The sequence below is a fragment of the Subtercola sp. RTI3 genome (assembly GCF_035018625.1).
GTDB classification, from domain to species: Bacteria; Actinomycetota; Actinomycetes; order Actinomycetales; family Microbacteriaceae; genus Subtercola; species Subtercola vilae.
Genome location: NZ_JASJXO010000042.1, coordinates 1 through 22,172, shown reverse-complemented (window position 1 = coordinate 22,172; position 22,172 = coordinate 1). Strand labels below are relative to the sequence as shown.

The following is a 22,172-nucleotide window of genomic DNA, read 5'->3' as shown; positions in this document are numbered from 1 at the left end:
GCTCAGGCATCCCTCCGGCGCATCAGGGTGGCGGCGGTGGCCAGTGCGACCACAATCCATCCGAGCAGGATCAACAGACCCTGCCACCACTCGAAGATACCGGGCTGGTAGATGTTCGAGCCAGCGGCGCTCGGCAGCCAGTCAGAGAGGCTGTGCGCCCAGTCGGCGGGAATCAGCGAGAACACCACGGGAACCACCAGCAGCAGGCCCAGGGCACCGGCGATACCGCCGGCGGTGCTGCGGAGGATGGCGCCGATGGCCATCGAGAGGATGCCGATGAGGGCAAGGTAACCGGCCGCGCCGACAAAGGTGAGCAGCAGGTTGCCTTCGAAGAGATTCGATGTCACACCGGCACCCGAGAGAATGGGCGCCGTGACGAGGTAGGTCAGCAGAATGCTGACAAGCGACACCACAAAAGTCACAACGCCGAACACGGCGACCTTGGCCCAGAGCACGGGCAGGCGCTTCGGAACAGCGGCGAAGCTCGAACGGATCTGGCCCGTCGTGTACTCACCGCTGATGACGAGAACACCCAAGACCGAGACCACGAGTTGCCCGAAGGCCACCCCGGCGATCGGCCCGAACGTGGCAAGCGACGCAAGAGTGATACCTCGCTCAGGGCCTCGGCTGATTCCGCCGTCGTTCACCGAGATAGCAACGATGAGCAGGCCGAACGCTATCTGGATGACCAGAATGACGGCGTACGCCCACACGGTGGAGCGCAGAGTTCGGAGCTTGATCCACTCCGACCGCAGAATGCCTGCGGCGCTGAGACGGATGGGCGAGGCCGGCTGGGTGGTGCTGCGCCGGGCAGGGGTTGTGGTTGTCATCGGGAGACCTCCGAGTGTGACGGGTCAGTGGCGAGAGGGGCACCGGCGTTGCCGCCGGAAGCCGCTCCGGCAGAGGCCGCGGTCGTGCGGTACTCCACCGAATCGGCGGTGAGGTTCATGTAGGCGTCTTCGAGCGAACCCTTCAACGGGGTGAGCTCGTGCAGGGTGAGGCCGGCGCGCGCCGCCGCTTCGCCGACCACGGCCGAGGTGAGGCCGACGATCTCGAGGGTCTGGGCATCCACACTCGTGATGGTGGCATCGGGTGAGTTCAGCAGGCGGGCGAGTTCGCCAGCCTGCGGGCTCACGGCGCGAACCGACGAGACCGTGGCGCCGCTGATGAGGTCGGCGACAGGTGCGTCGGCGATGACCCGGCCGCGGCCGAGAACGATGATGCGGTCGGCGGTCTGCGCCATCTCGCTCATGAGGTGCGACGAGAGCAGAACCGTACGGCCCTCCGAGGCGAGAAAACGTACGAGCTCGCGAACCCACACCACGCCCTCGGGGTCGAGGCCGTTGACCGGCTCGTCGAGAATGAGCGTCGACGGATCGCCGAGCATGGCGGCGGCGATACCGAGCCGCTGTCCCATACCGAGCGAGAAGCCGCCCACCCGCTTCTTGGCGACAGAGTCGAGGCCGGTCATCTCGATGACCTCTTTGACCCTGGATGCCCCGATGCCGTGTGTCGCGCCGAGTGCCAACAGGTGGCTGTACGCCGAGCGGCCCTGGTGTACCGCTTTCGCGTCGAGCAGCACGCCCACCTCGTGAAGCGGAGCCGCGTGGTCGCTGTACACCTTGCCGTTCACGGTGACGCTGCCGCTCGTGGGCCGGTCAAGGCCGACAATCATGCGCATGGTGGTCGATTTGCCGGCGCCGTTGGGGCCGAGAAAGCCCGTGACGAGGCCGGGACGAACGGTGAAACTCACCTGGTCGACGGCCGTCTTGGGGCCGTACCTCTTGGTGAGTGAGTGAGCTTCGATCACGGTGATCTCCCTGCGTTGAGCTGATGTGTGCAGCAGAACAACTGCACAACACTCACACTACGAACGCTCAGCCGACTCGGCATCGGCCTGCAGGGCCATCTTTACGCCATCGTTCTGGTGCTCCATCACCGGGGGGTAGTACCCAGGTACCACCTCCCGATCAGCGCTTGCTCTTCTTGACCGCTTTCTCCTCGACCGGGGCGGTGCCGCTGGCACGCTGCGCCGCGTAGTAGTCGCGGGCTTCGTTCTGCCGCTCGGCTTCGGCGCCCGACGCGATAGGAGCCCGCACATGCTCAGGGCCATAGCCGAACGCCGTCACGAGGTCGAGGGCGTGCGGCCGCAACCGGCTCGTGAGGCGCTCGATGTACGCGCTCACGGCCTGTGCCCTGGTGGGCGACAAGCGCCCATTGATGAGGTACCAGGCAGCATGCTTCTCGATCAGGCCGAGGCCGAACAGGTCACGCAGCCACGTCATCACGGTCTTGGTGCCAGGGTCTGCGATGTCGCCGAGCGCGTCGGTGAATGCCTCCCACTGCAGCAGCTCGGCGTGTGCGCGCGCCGCGTCGATCATCGCGTTCTGGTTCTGATTGAAGAGCTCGGCGGCGCGCTTCTTCGACGCCTTGTTCGCGGGGCGAAGGCGGCCGGCCACCTGGGCGACCATAGTCTCGACCCGATCGGTGAGCAGCGCACGCTGAACGGCGCTCGAACGCAGCTGCCCCACTGAGCGCGCGAGCGATCCGCGGTCGGAGACATTCTGGGCGAGGCGCCGAAGCCCCGCTCCGTCGACCGCACGGCCCGCCGCCTGCGTCACGGCGTACCGGGCGAGCACGCCCACGTCGGCTTTGGCGAACTTGCGGCTGTAGTCGGTCAGAAGCCGCTTCGCGACGAGCTGCAGCAACACATGGTTGTCGCCCTCGAAGGTGGCGTACACATCGAGGTCTGCGCGGAGGCTCGTCAGGCGGTTCTCGGCGAGAAAACCGGCCCCGCCGCAGGCCTCACGGGCCTCCTGCAGGGTGTCGAGAGCGTGCCAGGTCGAGAGTGGCTTCAGCGCTGCAGCGAGAGTCTCGAGATCTTGGCGGTCGGTGTCGCTGTCGTGCGCGCCCGAGAACACTCCGTCGAACGTGGTCAGCAGTACTTCGTGCGAGAAACTCGCCGCATACGTGGTGGCGAGCAGCGGCAGCAGACGGCTCTGGTGCTTCTGGTAGTCGAGCAGCACCTCTTCGTTGGTCTCGCTCGCTGCGGTGAACTGTCGGCGCTGGCTGCCATAGGTGATGGCGATGGTCAACGCGATCTTCGCTGCGGCAGTGGATGCCCCGTCAAGCGACACTCGACCCTGAACCAGTGTGCCGAGCATCGTGAAGAACCGGCGCCCGGGGCTCTCGATGGGCGACGAGTACTCCCCGGCAGGCGTGACATCGCCGTACCGGTTCAGCAGGTTGCGCCTCGGAACGCGCACGTCGGTGAAGTGCAGTCGCCCGTTGTCGATGCCGTTCAGGCCGCCCTTGAGGCCATCGTCTTCGCCGCCCACGCCCGGTAGAAAGGCGCCGTCGACATCACGGATGGGCACGTAGAACGCGTGCACCCCGTGGTTGACGCCCTGGGTGATGAGCTGGGCGAACAGCACCGCTGCCGTACCGTGCACGGCCGCGTTGCCGAGGTAGTCCTTCCACGCCCCGCGAAAAGGAGTGTCGATGACGAACTGTTCGGTTTCGGGGTCATAGGTGGCCGTGGTGCCGATGGCGGCCACGTCGGAACCGTGCCCGGTCTCGGTCATGGCGAAGGCACCGGGAACCTCGAGGCTCATGATGGCCGGCAGAAACGTGTCATGGTGGTATTCGGTGCCGAGGTGCAGCACGGCCGCCCCGAACAGCCCCCACTGCACGCCCGACTTGATCTGCAGCGACGGGTCGGCGATGACGAGTTCTTCGAAGCCGGCGATGTTGCCGCCGTGGTCGTCGTGGCCGCCGAGGCGTTTCGGAAAGGCGCGGTTGACCGAGCCTTCTTCGACCAGCAGATGAAGCTGCTCGAACACGCGCTGGCGGTGATCGGCGAGGGTCTGGCCCTCGATGCGCTGCAACTCCGGGCGCGCCGTGGTGGCGCGGGCCTGCAGCCGGGCATCGGCCCAGGTGCCGAGCAGGTAGCGGCCCAGCCATTCGACGTCGACGCTGGCCGGGGCGGCAGGAGCGCTGGATGCACCGGGCGCGGTGGGTTCACCAGATGCGGCGGCAGCGACAGCGCGCTGTGCCGGCGTGTCGGAGTCGGGGGTGGCGGGTTTCACGGCGGTGTCGACCATGGGGATTCTCTTCTTTCGAATGAACTTTTCTTCGCTGATTCGAGCGTACGAGCGTCGGCCACGACCCCCTAACGGGCAGTGAACGAGCTACAACCGTCGGGTTCTGGGGTGGTCGGCTCGTTGCTGAAACCTACAGCCGTGAGGCTCTTTGGCATCAGGAGTGCGACAAGGCACCGCGTCAGCCTGCCTCGGCGACGACACCGATGAGATCTTCGCCGTACGTGTCGAGTTTCTTCTGCCCGAGCCCCGAGATTCCGTCGAGGTCACTGAGCGCCGCCGGCCGCCGCGTGGCCAGCTCGCGTAGCGTTGCGTCGTGGAAGATGACGTATGCGGGAACCCCCATCACCTTCGCGGTGGTCGAACGCCACACGCGCAGCGCCTCGAAGATACCCTGCGCCTCTTCGGGCAGGTCGGCCACGGCCCCCTTCGCCCGCTGTGAGCGGGAACCCGAGCTCGATCGTTCGGTGAGTGCCGTCGTGGTGTCGACGCGCATCGACACCGTGAGGGCGCCGCTCAGCACGTCGGCACTCGCCGGCGCCAGCACGATCGTGCCGAAGCCGTCGTCGTTGACCGCCAGCAGCCCCTTCGCGAGCAACTGTCGCACGACCCCGCGCCACTGCTGCTCGCTGAGGTCTGACCCGATGCCCCACACCGCGAGTTCGTCGTGGCCGTACTGGTCGACCCGCGGGGTCTTCTTGCCGCGCAGAATGTCGATGAGGTGGCCGGCCCCGAACTTCTGGTTGCGCTCGCGCTGCAGCCGAACCACGGTGGAGAGCAGCTTCTGCGCGGGAATCGTGCCATCCCACGCCTCGGGCGGGCTGAGGCACGTGTCGCAGTTGCCACACGGCGTGCTGGCCTGCCCGAAGTAGCCGAGCAGATTCACCCGTCGGCAGTCGACGGTCTCGCACAGAGCGAGCATGGCGTCGAGGTGCGACGAGAGTTTTCGCCGGTGCGCGAGGTCGCCCGGCGACTGTTCGATCATGCGGCGCTGCTGCACCACGTCTTGCAGACCGTAGGCCAGCCATGCGGTCGACGGCTGGCCGTCACGCCCGGCACGCCCCGTCTCCTGGTAGTACCCCTCGACCGATTTCGGCAGGTCGATGTGGGCCACGAACCGCACGTCGGGCTTGTCGATCCCCATGCCGAACGCGATGGTGGCCACGATGACCACACCGTCTTCGCGAAGAAACCGTGACTGGGTGCGCGAGCGCAGCCCCGCGTCGAGCCCCGCGTGGTACGGCAGCGCGTTCACTCCGTTGGTGGCCAGGAACTGCGCGGTCTGCTCGACCGTCTTGCGCGAGAGGCAGTACACGATGCCGGCATCACCCGCGTGCTCACGGCGAATCAGCGAGAGCAACTGCTGGCGCACCTCGCCCTTGCCCTCGATACGGTACTGGATGTTCGGCCGGTCGAAGCTCGCCACGAAGTGCTTCGCACGCCCGAGCTTGAGCCGCTCGGTGATCTCGATGTGCGTGGCGTCGGTTGCCGTGGCAGTGAGCGCGAGCCTCGGAATGTCGGGCCACCGGTCGGCGAGCTCTGACAGCCCGAGGTAGTCGGGCCGAAAGTCGTGGCCCCACTGCGACACACAGTGTGCCTCGTCGATGGCGAAGAGAGCGACGGCGCCGTTCTCGAGAAAACGTTTGGTGCTCTCGCTGGCGAGACGCTCTGGCGCCACATAGAGCAGGTCGAGCTCGCCGGCCAGGTAGGCGTTCTCGACACGGGCACGTTCGATGCCGTCTTGCGTCGAGTTGAGGTAGGCCGCGCGCACGCCGACGGCCAGCAGGGCATCGACCTGGTCTTGCATGAGGGCGATGAGCGGAGACACCACCACACCCGTGCCCTCACGCAGCAGCGCGGGAATCTGGTAGCAGAGCGATTTTCCGCCGCCGGTGGGCATGAGCACCACCGCGTCGCCACCCGCAGCGACCTGCTCGATGACGGCCGCCTGGTCGCCCCGAAAATCGTCGTACCCGAAGACGCGCTTCAGTATCTCGCGTGCCGCAGCCCCGGCAGCCGGGCGGGCCTCGGCCTCCAGGTTGAATGTCATGAAGCCAGTTTACGGAGGTGCTCCGACACCGGCCCACCGATCATCCGGAGCTGTGCAGAACTACGCCAGCACGGTGCCTGTGAGCGAGCGCACCGACGAGAAGGGCTTGTAACGTAGCCGCATGGCCAAAGCTGTAGAGCACAGAGGATTCGACCGGCTCGTCAACCTGAGTGACGCTGTGGTGGCGATCGCGATCACCCTGCTCGTACTGCCGCTCGTCGATGCGGCCGGTGCCATCGGAGACACTCCGGTGCCGCAGTTCATGGCCGACAACGGCGTGAAGTTCTTCGTCTTCGCGCTCAGTTTCGTGGTGATCGCGAGGTTCTGGGTCATTCACCATGCCATGTACCGCAACCTCGAGGCGTACAACCGGCCGCTGATCTATGCCAACTTCCTCTGGCTGATCAGTATCGTCTTCCTGCCGTTTCCCACCGAACTGCTCGCCTCAGGCAGCGAATCGAACCACGCTACGTCGATTCTCTACATCGGTACGCTGGCGCTCACGACCGTCGCCGGTCTGGCGCAACAAATTGTCATCGTGCGAGACCCCGAGCTGCAACGCGTGGAGGTACGCAAAACCCTGCACATGAGGGTCGCCATCATCGCGGCCTCGATCATGCTGGTGGCCCTCGCGGTGACCATTATCGTTCCCACCGTGAACCAGTGGCCGCTTCTGCTTCTGCTGCTCACCGGTCCCATCGAGCACTTTCTGCTGCCGCGGCGCGGAGCTTCCGCGCCCGCACGCGCGACTGCGCCCCTTTCACCGAACGCTCCGCCCGAAAAGTAGCCCGCCACGCACGAACGGGCCGGCGGATGCCCACCCGGAGGTGGGGCATCCATCGGCCCGTTCGTGGTGAAGCCTGCTGTGGCTTACGCGGAATGGAGCAGTGAAACTGTGACTACACGCCTGCGCTCTGCAGATCGTCGATGATCTGGTCACCGGGTGCTGCGGGCACCATGGTGGCTTCGATGTCGGCACGACCGAGCAGTTCGTCCATGCGGCGACGACGCGACTTCGAAATGAGCGTCACAACCGTGCCCTGCTTGCCGGCGCGGCCCGTACGGCCCGAGCGGTGCAGGTAGGTCTTGTACTCGTCGGGCGCATCGGCCTGAATCACCAGGTTGATGTCGTCGACGTGGATGCCGCGCGCGGCGACGTCAGTTGCGACGAGCACGTTGACCCGGCCGCTGGTGAGCAGCTGGAGGTTACGCGTACGGCGTGACTGGTTGAGGTCACCGTGCAGCGACGTGGCGGGAATGCCGGCGTCGTCGAGCTGGTCGGCCAGCTCTTCGGCGAACGCACGGGTGCGGGCGAAGATCAGCGTCTTGCCCTCACCGCTCGCGAGCTGCTCGATGATCGCACGCTTGTCGCGCTGCTCGATGAGCAGCACGCGGTGGTCGATCGTCGAGGAGGCCTGGTCTTCACCGGCGACCTCGTGAACGGCCGGCTCGACGAGGAACTCGTTGACGAGCTGGGCGACGCCCTTGTCGAGCGTGGCCGAGAAGAGCAGTTTCTGGCTCTTGTCGGCGGTCAGGCGCAGGATGCGCTGAACCGGCTCGAGAAAGCCGAGGTCGCACATGTGGTCGGCTTCGTCGAGAACGACCATCGTGACCTGCGACAGGTCGAGGCGACCCTGCTCGACGAGGTCTTCGAGGCGACCGGGGGTCGCGATAATGATGTCGGTGCCGCGCTGAAGCGCTGAGACCTGCTTGAACTGCGGCACTCCGCCGAAGATCGGCGTGGTGAACAGGCCCACCGAGCGGGCGATGGGCTGCACGGTGCGGTCGATCTGCATCGCGAGCTCACGGGTCGGGGCGAGGATCAAGGCGCGAGGGAGGCGGCCGGGCTTGCGACCCTTGGCTCCGTCGTTCTCCATGAGGCGCTCGACGAGAGGAGCGCCGAAGGCGATCGTCTTGCCGGAGCCGGTCTTGCCGCGACCGAGAACATCTTTGCCGGCGAGAACGTCGGGGATGGTCGCCGCCTGGATGGGGAACGGGGTGGGCGCACCCATGGCGGCGAGCTGCCGCGTGATGTTGTCGCCGAGGCCCAGGTCGCCGAACGTGGTGTTCACCACGTCAGACGCGGTGGTCACTTCGGCTTCGAGGCGCTCGAGCACAACGTCGTCCTGCGCACCGAAGCGGCCCGCGGGTGTTGCGGTGCCGGCTCCGTCGCTGTAGCCGTTGTTCTCGCGCTTCGGGTAGAAGTCGCTGCCGCGGTTCGCGCGATCGGTGTTCGAGTCGCGACGGTCGTCGAACGAACGCGCGGCGCGGTCGCTCGAGGCGCCGCGCTCGGGGCGGTCGCCGTAGCTCGGGCGCTCGGTGCGGCCGGCGGATGCTCCGCGGTCGCCATACGAGGGGCGCTCGGTGCGAGCGGGGCGGTCGTTGTAGCTCGGGCGCTCGGTGCGTGCCGGGCGGTCGGCGTACGACGGACGCTCGCTCGACGCGCCGCGCTCGGGACGATCGCCGTATGACGGGCGCTCGGTGCGAGCGGGGCGGTCACCGTACGAGGGGCGCTCGCTGCGGCCAGCGGATGCTCCGCGGTCGCCGTACGAAGGGCGTTCGGCGCGACCGGCGGATGCACCACGGTCACCATACGAAGGGCGCTCGGTGCGACCAGCAGACGCACCACGGTCACCGTAGGAGGGACGATCGCTCGACGCGTTGCGGTCACCATACGAGGGGCGCTCGCTACGACCCGCGGATGCACCGCGGTCGCCATACGACGGGCGCTCGGTACGACCGGCAGAAGATCCACGGTCACCATACGAGGGACGCTCAGTGCGACCAGCAGACGCACCACGGTCACCGTAGGAGGGACGATCGCTCGACGCGTTGCGGTCACCGTACGAAGGACGCTCGCCGCGGCCAGCGGATGCACCGCGGTCGCCATACGAGGGACGCTCGGTACGACCAGCAGACGCACCACGGTCACCGTACGACGGGCGGTCTGAACGACCCGCGCCCGACGCGTTGCGGTCACCATAGGAGGGACGCTCGGTACGACCGGCGGATGCACCGCGATCGCCGTAGGAGGGGCGCTCTGAGCGGCCCGCACCTGAAGCACTGCGGTCACCGTACGACGGGCGGCCGGTCGAAGCACCGCGGTCGCTGCCACGGTCATTGCGGTCACCATATGAGGGGCGGCCGGTCGAGGCGCCACGGTCGTTGCGGTCGCCGTACGAGGGGCGCTCTGAACGGGCGCCACGGTCGCTGTAGTTCGACTCGCGAGTGGGGGTTGCGGCGCGGGGCTCCCAGTTGGGGCGCTCTGCGCGGTTCGTGGGGGCGGCACCGCGTGAGGCGCGCTCATCGGCGTTCCAGCGGGCCTTCTTCGGGGCGTCGGCCTCGGCCGGCTTGTAGCCGCGGTGACCGGCGCTACGCGCTCCGGGTGCACCCTTGGGAGAGAATTTGTTGCCGCCGGTGGCGGATTTCTTCGAGTAATCAGGCATGGTACTTTCCGGGTTATTTAGATTGCATGGCAAAGCGGTCAATACATTTGTGATTGACATTTGCTGAACCCGGGCAGTCTTTGGCCGGGACCGTTTCACATACGTGATATTCCCGCCCCGCGCCTTCGCACCCCTGCACACGTTCGTGCGGTGCTCTTGCGCTTGTGCACTCTTTGCGCGACGCATCCATATTGCGTCGTGCCCATCGCACGAAACGAGAAACCGGCCCACCTGACTTACAAACCCATCCGCACATACTTCGCGGTGTCAAGAGCCGACCTCGCAACATTACACGAAGCCGGCCCAAAAAGCACTACCCGTCAGCCGATCACCGGCATCGGGGTGACGTCACCTGTCGCATCGACCACGTCGCTCTTCACTGACAGCGCATTCAGCACTGGGGATGTCTCAGCGTAAGCACGCAGCGTGGCCGTCGAGTCGATCGTCGGCCGAGCCTTCACGAGAAACACGAATGTGCCCGTAGCGCCCGCCGGAAGCGAATCGACCACACACTGTTCAGCGAAGGTAGCTGCCGTCTGACAACTACCGCCCGCCGGTGACGAAAGCACACTCTCGACCGTGAATGCCTGCAGGTCTAGACCGACGTTCGCGTACGCACTCACGTATCTGGCATTTGTGACATTCACCCGATACAGGAATTCGTTGTCGCCCGCCGGCAACGGCGTAAGCACGCTCGACGCGTTCTCCGACGGCGTGGGCGGTGTGCCCCCACCTGGTAGCAAGTCTCCCGTGCCCGCGAAGCTGATGAAGGTGGCCTGATAGTCGTAGCTGCTCATGCAGTCGAACTCGTAGGAGACCTGGAGTGGCCACTGGGAGTCATCGATGAACTGTGCGTGCGTCGCACCCAATCCACTTTTATCGAGGTCACTCACATACAGGCTCGCTGCGTATCGCCCATTGCGAGCGTAGGTAGTCCACGAGTTTCCCGTCGACGAGAAATGGTCAGTAGTCGAGGTGATCGTTCCCCGTGTAAAAAAGGTCGAAGGGAGCGCCGGAAGAGAGTACTTGCACAGTGGCGACATCACGGATGGTGAACCTCCGCCGGGCGCACCCGCGGTTCCCAGCGAACTGCTCCCGCCACCGACGTACCCGCCAGCTCCGCCGCCTGTCGTGCCCGACATGCACTTGATGCCGTCGCGCCCCGCGCCGACCCACGTCGACATGCCGGGCGTGTAACTGCAGTCGACTTCCATCGCCGACGACGAGAGCGCCGGAACGAGCACCAGCGCCCCGATCGTCGCGACGAGCGCCAGGCCCGCAGCGAACCGCCCGCCGCGTCGCCGTGCTTTCTGAGTCCCCCGTGTAACAGTGAAGAACTCGCGCACGAGCCCGCCTTTCTCTAAGTGATGATTGCTCACTATAGAGGGAGGTGGCCTCGATGTAAAGTCACACCAGCGTCACGCGATCCCTGACGCCGGCGATCCGGCGGCCGAGGCGTCGTCGGTCACAGCCACGGCCGGAGCCGAACCCCGCACGCGCCCGTCGCCTCGGGGCGACGTCGGCCGGGCATCCGCACCCACCAGTACCCACCCCGTGCGCACCGGGTTTCGCCGACGCGCGAGCGCCACACCCGAGGCGAGCATGCTGACGAGCAGCAGAATGGCCAGCACCACGACGCTCGACCACACGGGGCCCGCCGCACCGCCGGTCAGAATGCCCTGGATGCCCGACACCGCATATGCGAGCGGTGAGATCGAACTGATGAACTGGAACGGCCCGCTCAGAATCTGTACCGGATAGACGCCGGCCGTGGTGGCGAACTGCACCGCGAACAGAATGATCGACACCACCGCGCCGATGCGCCCGAACGCCGCGCTCAAGAACTGGTGAAAAGCGGTGAAGGCGAGCGCGATCAGCAGCGCGAAACCGAGCGTGGCGGGCAACGAGCTCCAGGCCGCTCCAAGACTGAGGTGCAGGTAGCCGACGACGAGCAGCGCCTGCAGCACAGCGAACGCCGATGCTCGCCCGAACACCCGCCCCACGAGCCGCGCCGTCGACGCCGAACTCGCCAGCAACGACGCCGTGAGCGGCCTGAGCAGCAGGAACACCGCGAGCGCCCCCACCCAGAGCCCCGCCGGGATGAGCAGAATCGCGATGACCTGCCCGATGCTGCCGCCGCCGTTCTCGGTGGCCACGTTCACGGCGATCGGGTCGGCCGCCACCTTTGCCGCCGCCGCCGGGTCGGTGGCCGTGTTCTTCGTCAGCGCTGCGGCGCCGCTCTGCAGCCCGGTCTGCAAAGTGGTGGCCCCGGTGGTGAGCTGGGAGGCTCCGGCGGCCGACTGTTGGGTGCCGGAGGCGAGGGTCGCCAGGCCGCCGGAGAGGTCTGAGGCACCCGAACGCAGCTGCGACGAACCGGCCGAGAGCTGGGCGGCGCCAGAGTTCAGCTGCCCGATGCCCGACTGCAGAGCATCCACCCCCGACGCCGTCGACGACGACAGCGTCGAACCACCCGCGGCCGCCTGGCTGAGGCCACCGCTGAGCTGAGAATACGAGCCGAGCAGGGTCTGCTTCGTGGCCTCGTCGAGGTTCGGGTTCGTCGAGATGGCCGCTCGGATGCCCGGCGCGAGCTGATCGAACCCACCCGCCAGCGTCGAAACGCCTGACGTGTATTTCGCGACCCGCCCGCGAGCGAATCGACCCCGTCGGTGTACTGGGTGACGCCCGAGCTCAGCTGCGACGCCCCCGTGGCCGCGCTGCCCGCTCCGGTGGCGAGCTGGTTGAGCCCGTCGGTGAGCGTGCCAGCGCCTGAGGCGAGCTGCCCGGCCCCTGTGGCGGCCGAGGAGAGCTGGGCGCCGATGGTTCCGAAACTGGAGTAGACGCCATTGACGACCTGCGCCGTGACGGTCTGGCCGAAACCGGCCTTCAGCGCACTGCCGACGGTGCTCGCCACGACGCCCGCGAGGTAGCCGTGCGAGTTGTCGGTTGTGATGTTGATGGCGCCCTGCTGCGGAGTGGGGGTGGCGAGCGTGTTGATCTGGGCCGAGAAGTCTTCGGGAATCGTCAGTACGGCGTAGTAGGTGCCGTCGGCGAGGCCCTTGGCCGCGTCGGCGCTGTTGGTCACGTTCCAGTCGAAGCCGGTCTGCCCCGAGCCGGTGAGCTGTGTGACGAGCCCCCGACCGGCGAACACCGTGGACTTCGTGCCGTCGGCAGCCGTCGTGGTGATGAGCTTGTCGTTGTTCACCAGGGCGGCCGGCACCTTGTTGAGGTTGTCGCCCACGTTCGAGAAGGCGCTCGAAAAGAGCCCATTGGCGGCGAGCGGCACCACTACCACCGCGAGCGCAGCGAGGGTGAACCACCACGCGCGCCGACGGCGGTGCGAGCGAACAGGGGCTGATGCTGCGTGGGAACTCATCGCAGTGTTCCTTCCGGGCGTGCAGGCACAAGACCTGCGGGGTGTGACAGTTCGAGCACGGTGACCGAGCGGCCGAGGGCGCCGGAGGCAAGACCCGCGGGAGCCGCCGGCAGGCCCAGTACGAGAGTGGTCGCCGCTGGTACGAGAGTGCTGACGGCCCGCACGAAGACGGCCGCGTCGATGCTGCCGGCACCAGCGTCGCCGGTGTCGAGCACCAGCAGGGCCGAGCCGTCAGCCATGCCGGCCGCCGTGAGAACCAGGGCCGCAGCGAGCGGCGACAGCTCGCCGAGAGCCGTGGTCTCGCCGAGGCGGGGCTCACCGGGCACGGCCGCGAGCGCCCGGTTCACGGCCTCAACGCGGGTGTCGATGTCGTCTGGTGAAACCCACGGCCGGTACCACGACCGCGCGATACTGAGTCGTTCACGCAGGGCCGCCCCCACCGTGGTGTCGACGTCGGGCCGGGCCGACGACAGGTCGACGAGGGTCACGAGGCGGCTGATGGCACCCGCCTCAGAGGGCAGGCACCGCCCGAGCACCTGCAGCCCACCCGACTCGGGCGAGAGCCGCCCGGCCAGCGCGGCACCGAGGAGGCGACGCGACGCGGTGTCACCGGTGATCACCAGCAGCGCGCCCTCGTCGAGCGCGAGATCGACCGGCAGCCCGACACCCGCGATCACCAGCGCTTCTGCGGTGACGGCATCGTCAAGGTGACCGGATGCCCAGGCGGTGGCCGCGATGTGCTCGCGTAGCCCTTCACCTTCGACATCCACGTTCGGCAGCAGCCGGGCCAGCCCCTTCGGCAGGCTCCACGCGGTGTCGCCCAGCAGAGTCATCACGGCCGGAACGAGTGTCATGCGCACGAGGAACGCGTCGACGAACACCCCCACGGCCAACGCGAGGGCGATCTGTTTGATCGCCCCGGTTCCTTCGGGAACGAACGCGAAGAACACGAAGAACATGATGAGAGCCGCCGCGGTCACCACGCGGGCACCGTTGACGAAGCCCACCCGCACCGCACGCCGGGCGTCTCTGGTTTTGACATACTCCTCACGCATGCCAGAGACGAGGAACACTTCGTAGTCCATGGCGAGCCCGAACAGAATGGCCATCAGAAGAATGGGCAGGAAGCTCAACAGAGGCCCTGTCGCGCTGATGTTCAGCAGGTTCGAGAGCCACCCCCACTGGAACACCGCCACCGAGACACCGAAGCTCGCCCCCACCGAGAACAAGAATCCCACGGCCGCCTTGATCGGCACCGCGATCGAGCGGAAGACCATCGCCAACAGAACGATCGAGAGCCCCACCACCAGCACTCCGAACGGAAGCAGCGCCTGCGTGAGCAGGTTCGAGATGTCGACGGCCACCGCGGTCTGGCCGGTCACCGCGATCGGCGTGCCGAGGTCGGCGGTGATCTTCGGGTTGAGCGCGCGCAGGTCGTGCACCAGCGTCTTGGTCTCGGGCGAGTCGGGCGCGGTCGTCGGAATCACGCGAAAGATCGCGGTGTCAAGTGTGCTGTCGGGAACACCCTGGCCCACGAATGACACCCCGGGAACGGTCTTCAGTTCGTCGCCGATCTTCGTGAGAATGCCGGCGATGTCGGTCGACTGGGTAATGTCGGCCGCAACGATGAGCGGGCCGTTGTAGCCGGGCCCGAACCCTTTGGCGAGCAGGTCGTACGCCTGCCGGTTTGTGGTGTCGGTGGGCTGCTGGCCCGAGGTGGGCAGGTTCAGGTCGAGGCTGAACGCGGGAATGGATGCGACGCCCACGAGACCGACGACGGCGACGATGAACACGATGGGGGCCTTCATGACGAGGGCGACCCATCTGCCGCCGAGAGAAGTCGCAGCGCGCTTGGGGCGCTGGGCGCCGCCTCTGCCGGGAGCAGCGGGGGTCGCGGAAGACGCGCGGGTGCCTGCTGGTGCCGGGATGCCTTCGGGGGCGGAACGGGCATCCGGAGCCTGTGCTGCAGCCTGTGCCTCGCTCTCGTGCAGGGCGCCGGCGAGGGCCCGCCGCTCGACGCGCGAACCCTTCTTCGGGCGCAGCCGGTACTTTGCCACACCCATGATGGCCGGCAGCAAGGTCATGGCGATGCTCACCGAGACGAACACGGCGAACGCCGCCGCCACGCCCATGACGCTCAAGAACGGGATGCCCACGACCAGCAGGCCGAGCAGGGCGATGATGACGGTTGTTCCGGCGAAGACCACGGCGCTGCCCGCGGTGGCGACCGACTGGGCCGCCGACTCCTCGGCATCGAGGCCGTGAGCGAGCTGGGTTCGGTGCCGCGACAAGATGAACAGGGCGTAGTCGATACCCACGGCGAGCCCGATCATGACCGCCAGCAGTGGTGCGGTGCTCGACACTGTAATGAGGGCCGATGAGGCGACGACCGCACCGATCGAGATGCCGACGCCGATGATGGCCGACAGAAGCGGCAGCCCGGCCGCCAATAGCGAACCGAACGTCACGAACAGCACGACGGCCGCGAACAGCACCCCGAGACCCTCTGACGGGCTGACACCCACGGTGTTCTTCTGAAAGACCTCACCGCCGAATTCGACCCGGATGCCCGACGAACCCAGTTCGGACTTCGTCGCCTGCACAGCGTCGATGGTCGCCGCTTCGATGGTCGAGGTGGGCCCGTCGAACTGAACGGTGGCGTACGCGATGGTGCCGTCTTTCGAGATCGCGTCGCCGGCGTACTGCGAGAACGGGGTGATTACCGACGAGACATGGGGCACCTTCGTGATGGCATCGGTGACGGCAGTGATGGCGGCGGTGTCGCTGGCATCGTTCACGCTCTGGCCGTCGGGCACCTGGAAGACCACCTGGGCGCTCGAACCGGCCACCGCGGGGAACACCGCGGCGAGCTTGTCGAGGGTCTGCTGCGACTCGGTGCCCGGGATGCTGAAGCTCTCAGAGAAAGTGCCGTTCAGCGCCAGGCCTCCCCCGAGCACAGCGGCCAGGATGAGAAACCACCCCACGATGATCTGCCAGGAGTGGCGAAACGAGAATCGCCCGATGCGGTAGAGAAGGGTTGCCATGTCAGTGATTCCTAGTCGGCGGGAGTGAAGGAAGCGGGGGGAACGGGACCAGAGGAGCCAGAGTCAGCCGCGGCAGCAGTGCCCAGCGGCAGCAGCAGCTCTGTCATCACATCGATGAGCGCCTGCCTGACCTCGCCGATGGGTTCGGTGTTACTGCCGGCCTTGTCGGCGGCGGTCGTGGCCAGAACGTAGGCAGCCCCGGCGAGCGCGACACCGAGGCGGATGCGCTGCTTTGTCGAGGGCAGTTCATTCAGGAACGCGTCTCCGAGGTGCCAGATCGATTCACGCGCCCGATCGATCGTCTCGATGCCGGCGAGCGACTGGCCCTGGTTGATGATGATGTGCGCCTCGAAGCGGTACTCGAGCAGAAAGTCGATGAACTCGTCGATGAAGTCAGCGCGCAGGGCGTCGTCTGCAATACGCCCGATGGTGTTTGTCAGTAGCGCGTGGAGTTTCGAGACGGCCGGGGCCAGCGCCGACTCGAGCAGCGCCTCCTTCGACGAGAAGTGGTAGAGCACGCTCGACTTCGAGTAGCCGGCCTCGTCGGCGATCTGCTGCAGCGATGCTCCCGCGTAGCTGGTCATAACGAACAGACGGAGAGCCGTTGCGCGCAGTTCTTCTGCCGGATCAGAGCGCGCATTCGAGAGTGGAGGCACCTGAGAACTGTATCCTGACCGTTCGGTCAGTGTCTGCACGATCGGTCAGCTGGGCGGTCGACTCCCAGCTAGACCGACACCTCCTGTGAGGCTGCGAAGCGCTCTGCCCGGCGGATCGATCGGCGCTCCCGCCAACCCTCGACCAGGTTGTAGAGCACCGGCAGCACAATCAGCGTGAGCAGGGTCGACGAGACGAGCCCGCCGATCACCACGATGGCCAGCGGCTGAGAGATGAACCCGCCGTGCCCGGTGAGCCCGATGGCCATCGGCAGCAGGGCGAAGATGGTGGCCAGCGCCGTCATGAGAATCGGGCGCAGACGCCTGCTGGCGCCCTGCACGAGCGCTTCACGCACGGTCGACCCTCTGCTTCTGTACTGGTTCACCAGGTCGACCAGAACGATGGCGTTCGTCACTACGATACCGATCAGCATGAGTACGCCGATGATCGAGGGCACCCCCAGCGGAATGTTCGAGATGATCTGCAGGGCAATGGCCCCGGTCGCCGCGAACGGCACGGAGACCAGCAGCAGAATCGGCTGCAGCAGGCTCTTGAACGTGGCGACCATCACCACATACACGATGAGAATCGCCACCAGCAGCGCGATGCCGAGCTGCCCGAACGCATCGCTCTGGCTCGACGTCGCGCCACCCAGGGTGGCTTTCGCGCCAGCGGGCAGCGCGGTCTCATCGACAGCCTTCTGCACCTCTGAGCTCGCCGAACCGAGGTTGTCGCTCGAGGGCGTGGCAGTGATCGTCGCCGTTCGAAGCCCCCGACTCGTCGTGATGGTGTCGGGGCCGTTCACTTGTGAGACGCTCGCCAGCGAGTCGAGCCGCACGGGCCCGCGCGCGGTCGGAATCGTCAGTGCCGCGAGGTCGGCCTGGGTGGCGGGGGTGGATGCACTCGCGATGTAGATCGTGTACTGAGTGTTCTTGATCACGACGCTGCCCACGGTCTGCGGCTGCATGGCATTCGCCACGAGGCTGCCCACCGCGACCTCACTGAGTCCGGCGGTGGTCGCCTTCGCTCGGTCGACGGCCACGGCGATGTAGGGCCTCGTCGCTGCGAGATTGCTCGAGCTCTGCGTGATGGCGTCGAGTTTCGAGACACGGGCCAGCAGGGCATCCGATGCCGTCTGCAGGTCAGCCTGGTTCGAGGCAGTGATGTCGACCGAGATATCAGAAGATGCCCCGAATCCGCTCGACGCCGCCACCGAGATCTGGCCCACGTTCGGTATGGCTTCGACGTCGCGGCGAACAGTGCTCTGCAGCGCGTCCTGGTTGACGCTGTCGCCTGTGGTGATCGAATACGTGATCGCATTGGCCCCGCCCCCGGCGAAGGCGTCGCGCAGGCTGCTGCCGCTCGAGCCGATCGACAGCTGCACGGTCTGGATGCCCGCCACCCCCTTCAGCGCGGACTCGACCTTCTGAGCCAGCGCGTCTTGCGTCTCGAGGCTCGCGCCCACCGGAACGGTCTGCGTCACGGTCAGCGTGTTCTGGCCGCTCGAACCCAGAAAGTTGGTCTTCATGAACGGAATGAGCGCGATCGTGCCGCCCAGAATGAGCACGGCGACGATGATGGTGACGAACGAATGCTTCAGCGTCCACGCGATGATCGGCAGGTACCGGCGCTGCAGCGCGTTCGGCTTCTCGTCGTCGATGTCGCTGCCCGCGCGGCGCGCGCGGCGACCGGGCAGCGCGGCGGTGGCGACGGCCACGGTGTTGCGCACGGGGTGCGCGTCGGCCTGGGCGGCACCCGCGTGGGCGTGTTCGTGAGCCGGGGCATCCGGTACCGCCGTCGCAGCACCCGCGGCACTTTTCGGCCGCCGGTGCGAACTGCCGAGGAACCAGTACGCCAGCACCGGAACAATGGTGAGCGCAACGAACAGCGACGCGAGCAGCGCGATGGTCACGGTGAGGGCGAACGGCCGGAACAGCTCACCCGTCGTGCCCTGAACGAATGAAATCGGTAAGAACACCGCAACGGTGGTGATGGTCGAGGCCGTGATCGCGGTGGCGACCTCGCGCACTGCCTCGACGATGACCTCGGCACGCCCCGCGCCGTCGAGCGGACGCTCGAGCTCCGCCGCCGTGAGATGCCTCTTGATGTTCTCGATGACCACGATCGAGTCGTCGACCACCCGCCCGATGGCAATCGTCAGCGCACCGAGGGTCAGGATGTTCAGCGAATAGTTCGCCGCCTGCAACCCGATGAACGTGATCAGCACCGAGGTGGGAATCGAGATGGCCGTCACGATGGTCGACCGCACCGACATCAAGAAGATGAGAATGATGACCACCGCGAAGAACAGCCCCAGCAGCCCCTCGGTGGCGAGCGATTCGATGGACTGCTGGATGAACGGAGCCTGGTCGAAGACCACCGTGAACGTCGCTCCCGGCAGTGCCGCCTGCAGCTGCGGAATGAGCGCCCGTACACCCTTCGACACGTCGACCGTGTTCGCGGCCGGCAGCTTCGTGACGGCGATCGTGAGTGCCGGCTGCCCGTTCACCCGGGAGATCGACGTCACCGGGTTGTCGACGAGTTCGACGGTAGCCACGCTGCCGACGGTGGCCACACCACTGCCGTCGGTCTTCTGCGCCGGCAGCGGCAGCGCTGCGATGTCGGCGAGGGTGCCGAGCTTCGAGCCCGTCTGCACCGAGAGCGTTGAACCATTCTCGGTGAGCGCACCCGCCGGGATGAGTTGTCCGTTGGCGGTCAGCGCCGTCTTGATCGACGCATCCGTGAGACCGAGCGAGGCCAGTGTCTTCTCGTTGGGCGTGATGGTGACCCGCTGGCCCACGTCACCGACGAGCTGCGCCGCACGCACACCGGCCACCTGCTCGATGTCGCTCAGAGTGCTGGCGTGGATCTGGGCCGCGAGGGCCTTCGTATCAGAGCCGGTGACCGCCACCTGGATGACGGGAAGGTCGCCGATGCTGCCGCTCAGCACCTGCGGGTCGACCCCGTCGGGCAGGGTCGATTTGATGCGGCTGATGGCTTGGTTGATCTTCTGCTCGGCCGTCGCCAGGTTCGTGCCGTAGACGAAGGTGGCGTTCACGATCGAGAGGTTCGTGCTCGAGGTGGCCGACGTGGTGTCGATGCCCTCGACCCCCTGCACGGCCTGCTCGATGGGGGTACTCACGTCGCCGTTCACGACCTCAGGCGCGGCGCCCGGGTAGTTCGTCAGAACGACCAGCTGCGGAAAGTCGATCGAGGGGATGAGTTCCTGCTTCAGGCTCGTCAGTGCCAGGCCACCGAACACCGCCACCACAATCGTGACGAGGGCGATGAGCGCCCGGTTCTTCATACTCAACACGGCGAGAAAATGCACGAGTCTCTTTCTTGACTTCTTGGCGCACTCCCCGGGAGCACTGGTGTCACGATCAGTTCCAGTGTCTCATTTCCCGCCTGGCTTGCGGCGTACGCTGGCAGTCTCGACCCGAAAGGATGAGCATGCCCCACATCGGCACCAGCGACCTCGACGTTTTCCCCCTCTCCCTCGGTGGCAATGTGTTCGGCTGGACAGCCGACAGCGCCGCCTCGTTCGACATTCTCGACGCGTATGCCGCGGCTGGCGGCAACTTCATCGACACATCAGACTCCTACTCGGCGTTCGCACCCGGCAACCACGGCGGCGAATCCGAGAGCATCATCGGTGAGTGGCTGGCCAGCCGAGCGAACCGCGCCGACATCGTGGTGGCGACGAAGGTGAGCCAGCACCCCGAGTTTCGCGGGCTGAAGGCGGCGAACATCCGCGCCGCTGCAGACGCGTCGCTCGGGCGGCTCGGTGTTGACACGATCGACTTGTACTACGCGCACTACGACGACCAGGAGACCCCGCTCGAAGAGTCGGCCGAGGCCTTCGATGCGCTCGTGAAGGCCGGCACGGTGCGCTACACGGCCCTGTCGAACTACACGCCAGGGCGCATTCAGCAGTGGCTCGACATCTGCGATGCGAACGGCTTCGTTCGGCCCGTGGCCCTGCAGCCGCACTACAACCTTGTGCATCGCAACGACGTCGAAGAGCACCTCGTGCCGCTGGCCGAGCGCGAGAACCTGTCGATCGTGCCGTACTACGCGCTCGCCAGCGGCTTTCTCACGGGAAAGTACCGCTCGAAGACCGACAACGCAGGTACGGCCCGCAGCGGCGGCGCCTCGAAGTACGTCTCTGCCCAGGGCCTTGCCATCATCGACGCGCTCGAGGAGATCGGCCGGGCTCACGGCGCCAGCATCACAACCACCGCGCTCGCCTGGCTGCTCGCCAAGCCCACGGTGGCGGCGCCCATCGCCAGCGCGAGCAAGCTCTCGCAGGTGGCCGATCTGGTCGCCGTGGCGAACGTGCAGCTGACCTCCGACGAGGTGGCGCGGCTCGACGAGGTGTCGGCCTGGCAGGGCTGACCCACCGACTGGCAGAGGTGACCCACCGAATCGGCCGGGCGCTTCGAATTCTCTGAAACGAAAGGATGCCCGTGGCGAGCTTTCTGAGCCGGCTGATGCCGGCGGTCATCACCCTGCGTGGCACGAAACGCACCTTCTCGTCGGCGCGCCGCACAGCGAAACGGGTGGCGTACCTCACGGATCATCCCGCCCGGTTCGCCCCGCCGAAGTCGATCGGCCGCCGCGTCTCGGTGGCGCTCACCGTCGACGACGGCTGGCCGCTGTACGTACTGTCGCCTCGCGGCGGCGCTCCGGGCGCACCCGGCACCGGCGGTACCGCTGATTCTGCGGGCTCTGCTGGCTCGCAGCAGGTTCTGTATTTGCACGGTGGCTCGTGGATCGGCGAGATCGGCGCCACCCAGTGGTCATTCGCGGCGGCCCTCGTCGAGCAGAGCGGCGCCACCGTTACAGTGCCGATCTATCCGGTGGCCCCGGTCGGCACCGCCACCGAGGTGACGGCCCGCGTGGCCGACCTCGTAGAGCGACTGCACGCCGAGCCCACGCGCGTCAGTCTCGTGGGCGACTCGGCCGGCGGCACGGTCGTACTCGCGACCGCCCTTGAGCTGCTGCGCCGCGGAGTGCGCCCGCTCGCCGTGCTGGTGCTGGTGGCGCCGGGGCTCGACCTGACGTTCTCCGACCCGCGCGCCGCCGACCTCGAAAGCGCTGACCCGTTTCTCGCGGCCCCGGGGTTGCGGTACGCCGCGAGCCTCTGGGCGGGGGGCCTGTCGCTTGACGATGCACGGGTCAGCCCGCTGTTCGCCTCGCCCGCCGACCTCTCCGGCCTCGGCCCGGTCACGGTCTTCACGGGCACCCGAGATATCCTGAACCCCGACGCGCACCGTTTCACCGAACGTGCGCGTGCGGCCGGGGTGCCGGTCACTCTGCACGAGGCGGAGGGAATGCTGCACAACTACCCCGTCTTCCCCATCCCAGAGGGCCGCGCCGCGCTCGCGCAGATCGCAGCCCTGCTGCGCTGACGTGGCGGTTTACCACAAACACCGGCGGGCCGCCGCCCGGGGGGCATAGGGGGGGACACGGCCCCCGGGGGGGGCGGGGGGGGGGGGGGGG

14 protein-coding genes are annotated in these 22,172 nt (G+C 66.9%); 3 read left to right on the top strand and 11 right to left on the bottom strand.

Going from position 1 to position 22,172, the window contains the following annotated elements:
- Positions 1–2: 2 nt before the first annotated feature.
- The 4 genes from QN358_RS14125 to recQ all read right to left on the bottom strand — a co-directional run bounded on the left by QN358_RS14125 (position 3) and on the right by recQ (position 6,150).
- Positions 3–830, bottom strand: a complete 828-nt coding sequence (locus QN358_RS14125; RefSeq protein WP_136640543.1) for an ABC transporter permease — start codon at positions 828–830, stop codon at positions 3–5.
- Complete coding sequence (locus tag QN358_RS14120; RefSeq protein WP_136640542.1) at positions 827–1,810, bottom strand: ABC transporter ATP-binding protein; 984 nt, start codon at positions 1,808–1,810, stop codon at positions 827–829. Before QN358_RS14120 ends, QN358_RS14125 begins: the two co-directional genes overlap by 4 nt.
- A gap of 160 nt (positions 1,811–1,970) precedes the next feature.
- A complete protein-coding gene (locus QN358_RS14115; RefSeq protein ID WP_136640541.1) occupies positions 1,971–4,103 on the bottom strand; it encodes an acyl-CoA dehydrogenase in 2,133 nt (710 codons plus the stop codon).
- A 178-nt stretch (positions 4,104–4,281) separates the two neighbouring features.
- Positions 4,282–6,150, bottom strand: a complete 1,869-nt coding sequence (recQ, locus tag QN358_RS14110) for a DNA helicase RecQ (protein ID WP_136640540.1) — start codon at positions 6,148–6,150, stop codon at positions 4,282–4,284.
- A gap of 121 nt (positions 6,151–6,271) precedes the next feature.
- Between recQ and QN358_RS14105 the strand changes: the two genes are divergently transcribed.
- Positions 6,272–6,937, top strand: a complete 666-nt coding sequence (locus tag QN358_RS14105; RefSeq protein ID WP_136640539.1) for a TMEM175 family protein — start codon at positions 6,272–6,274, stop codon at positions 6,935–6,937.
- 112 nt (positions 6,938–7,049) lie between these two features.
- Here the strand turns inward: QN358_RS14105 and QN358_RS14100 are convergent, their stop codons facing one another.
- The 7 genes from QN358_RS14100 to QN358_RS14070 all read right to left on the bottom strand — a co-directional run bounded on the left by QN358_RS14100 (position 7,050) and on the right by QN358_RS14070 (position 19,998).
- The gene (locus QN358_RS14100) at positions 7,050–9,596 is read right to left on the bottom strand and encodes a DEAD/DEAH box helicase (RefSeq protein WP_323512760.1); all 2,547 of its coding nucleotides are present in this window, start codon (positions 9,594–9,596) and stop codon (positions 7,050–7,052) included.
- 320 nt (positions 9,597–9,916) lie between these two features.
- Entirely contained in the window at positions 9,917–10,942 is a 1,026-nt protein-coding gene (locus QN358_RS14095) for a hypothetical protein (protein ID WP_136640538.1), read from the bottom strand.
- A 72-nt stretch (positions 10,943–11,014) separates the two neighbouring features.
- Entirely contained in the window at positions 11,015–12,031 is a 1,017-nt protein-coding gene (locus QN358_RS14090; protein ID WP_323512759.1) for a YhgE/Pip family protein, read from the bottom strand.
- Positions 11,998–12,969, bottom strand: coding sequence for a YhgE/Pip family protein (locus QN358_RS14085; protein ID WP_323512758.1), 972 nt, complete (start codon positions 12,967–12,969; stop codon positions 11,998–12,000). Before QN358_RS14085 ends, QN358_RS14090 begins: the two co-directional genes overlap by 34 nt.
- Positions 12,966–16,013 (bottom strand): MMPL family transporter, encoded by a 3,048-nt coding sequence (locus tag QN358_RS14080; RefSeq protein WP_136640536.1) that lies wholly within the window; start codon positions 16,011–16,013, stop codon positions 12,966–12,968. Before QN358_RS14080 ends, QN358_RS14085 begins: the two co-directional genes overlap by 4 nt.
- Positions 16,014–16,024: 11 nt before the next feature.
- Positions 16,025–16,669, bottom strand: a complete 645-nt coding sequence (locus QN358_RS14075; RefSeq protein WP_136640535.1) for a TetR/AcrR family transcriptional regulator — start codon at positions 16,667–16,669, stop codon at positions 16,025–16,027.
- 68 nt (positions 16,670–16,737) lie between these two features.
- Positions 16,738–19,998, bottom strand: a complete 3,261-nt coding sequence (locus QN358_RS14070; RefSeq protein WP_323512757.1) for an efflux RND transporter permease subunit — start codon at positions 19,996–19,998, stop codon at positions 16,738–16,740.
- A 122-nt stretch (positions 19,999–20,120) separates the two neighbouring features.
- Here QN358_RS14070 and QN358_RS14065 point away from each other — a divergent pair, with 122 nt between their 5' ends.
- Together QN358_RS14065 and QN358_RS14060 are read left to right on the top strand one after the other, a co-directional pair.
- The gene (locus QN358_RS14065) at positions 20,121–21,065 is read left to right on the top strand and encodes an aldo/keto reductase (protein ID WP_136640533.1); all 945 of its coding nucleotides are present in this window, start codon (positions 20,121–20,123) and stop codon (positions 21,063–21,065) included.
- A gap of 71 nt (positions 21,066–21,136) precedes the next feature.
- Positions 21,137–22,081 (top strand): alpha/beta hydrolase, encoded by a 945-nt coding sequence (locus QN358_RS14060; protein WP_161580316.1) that lies wholly within the window; start codon positions 21,137–21,139, stop codon positions 22,079–22,081.
- Positions 22,082–22,172 lie beyond the last annotated feature (91 nt).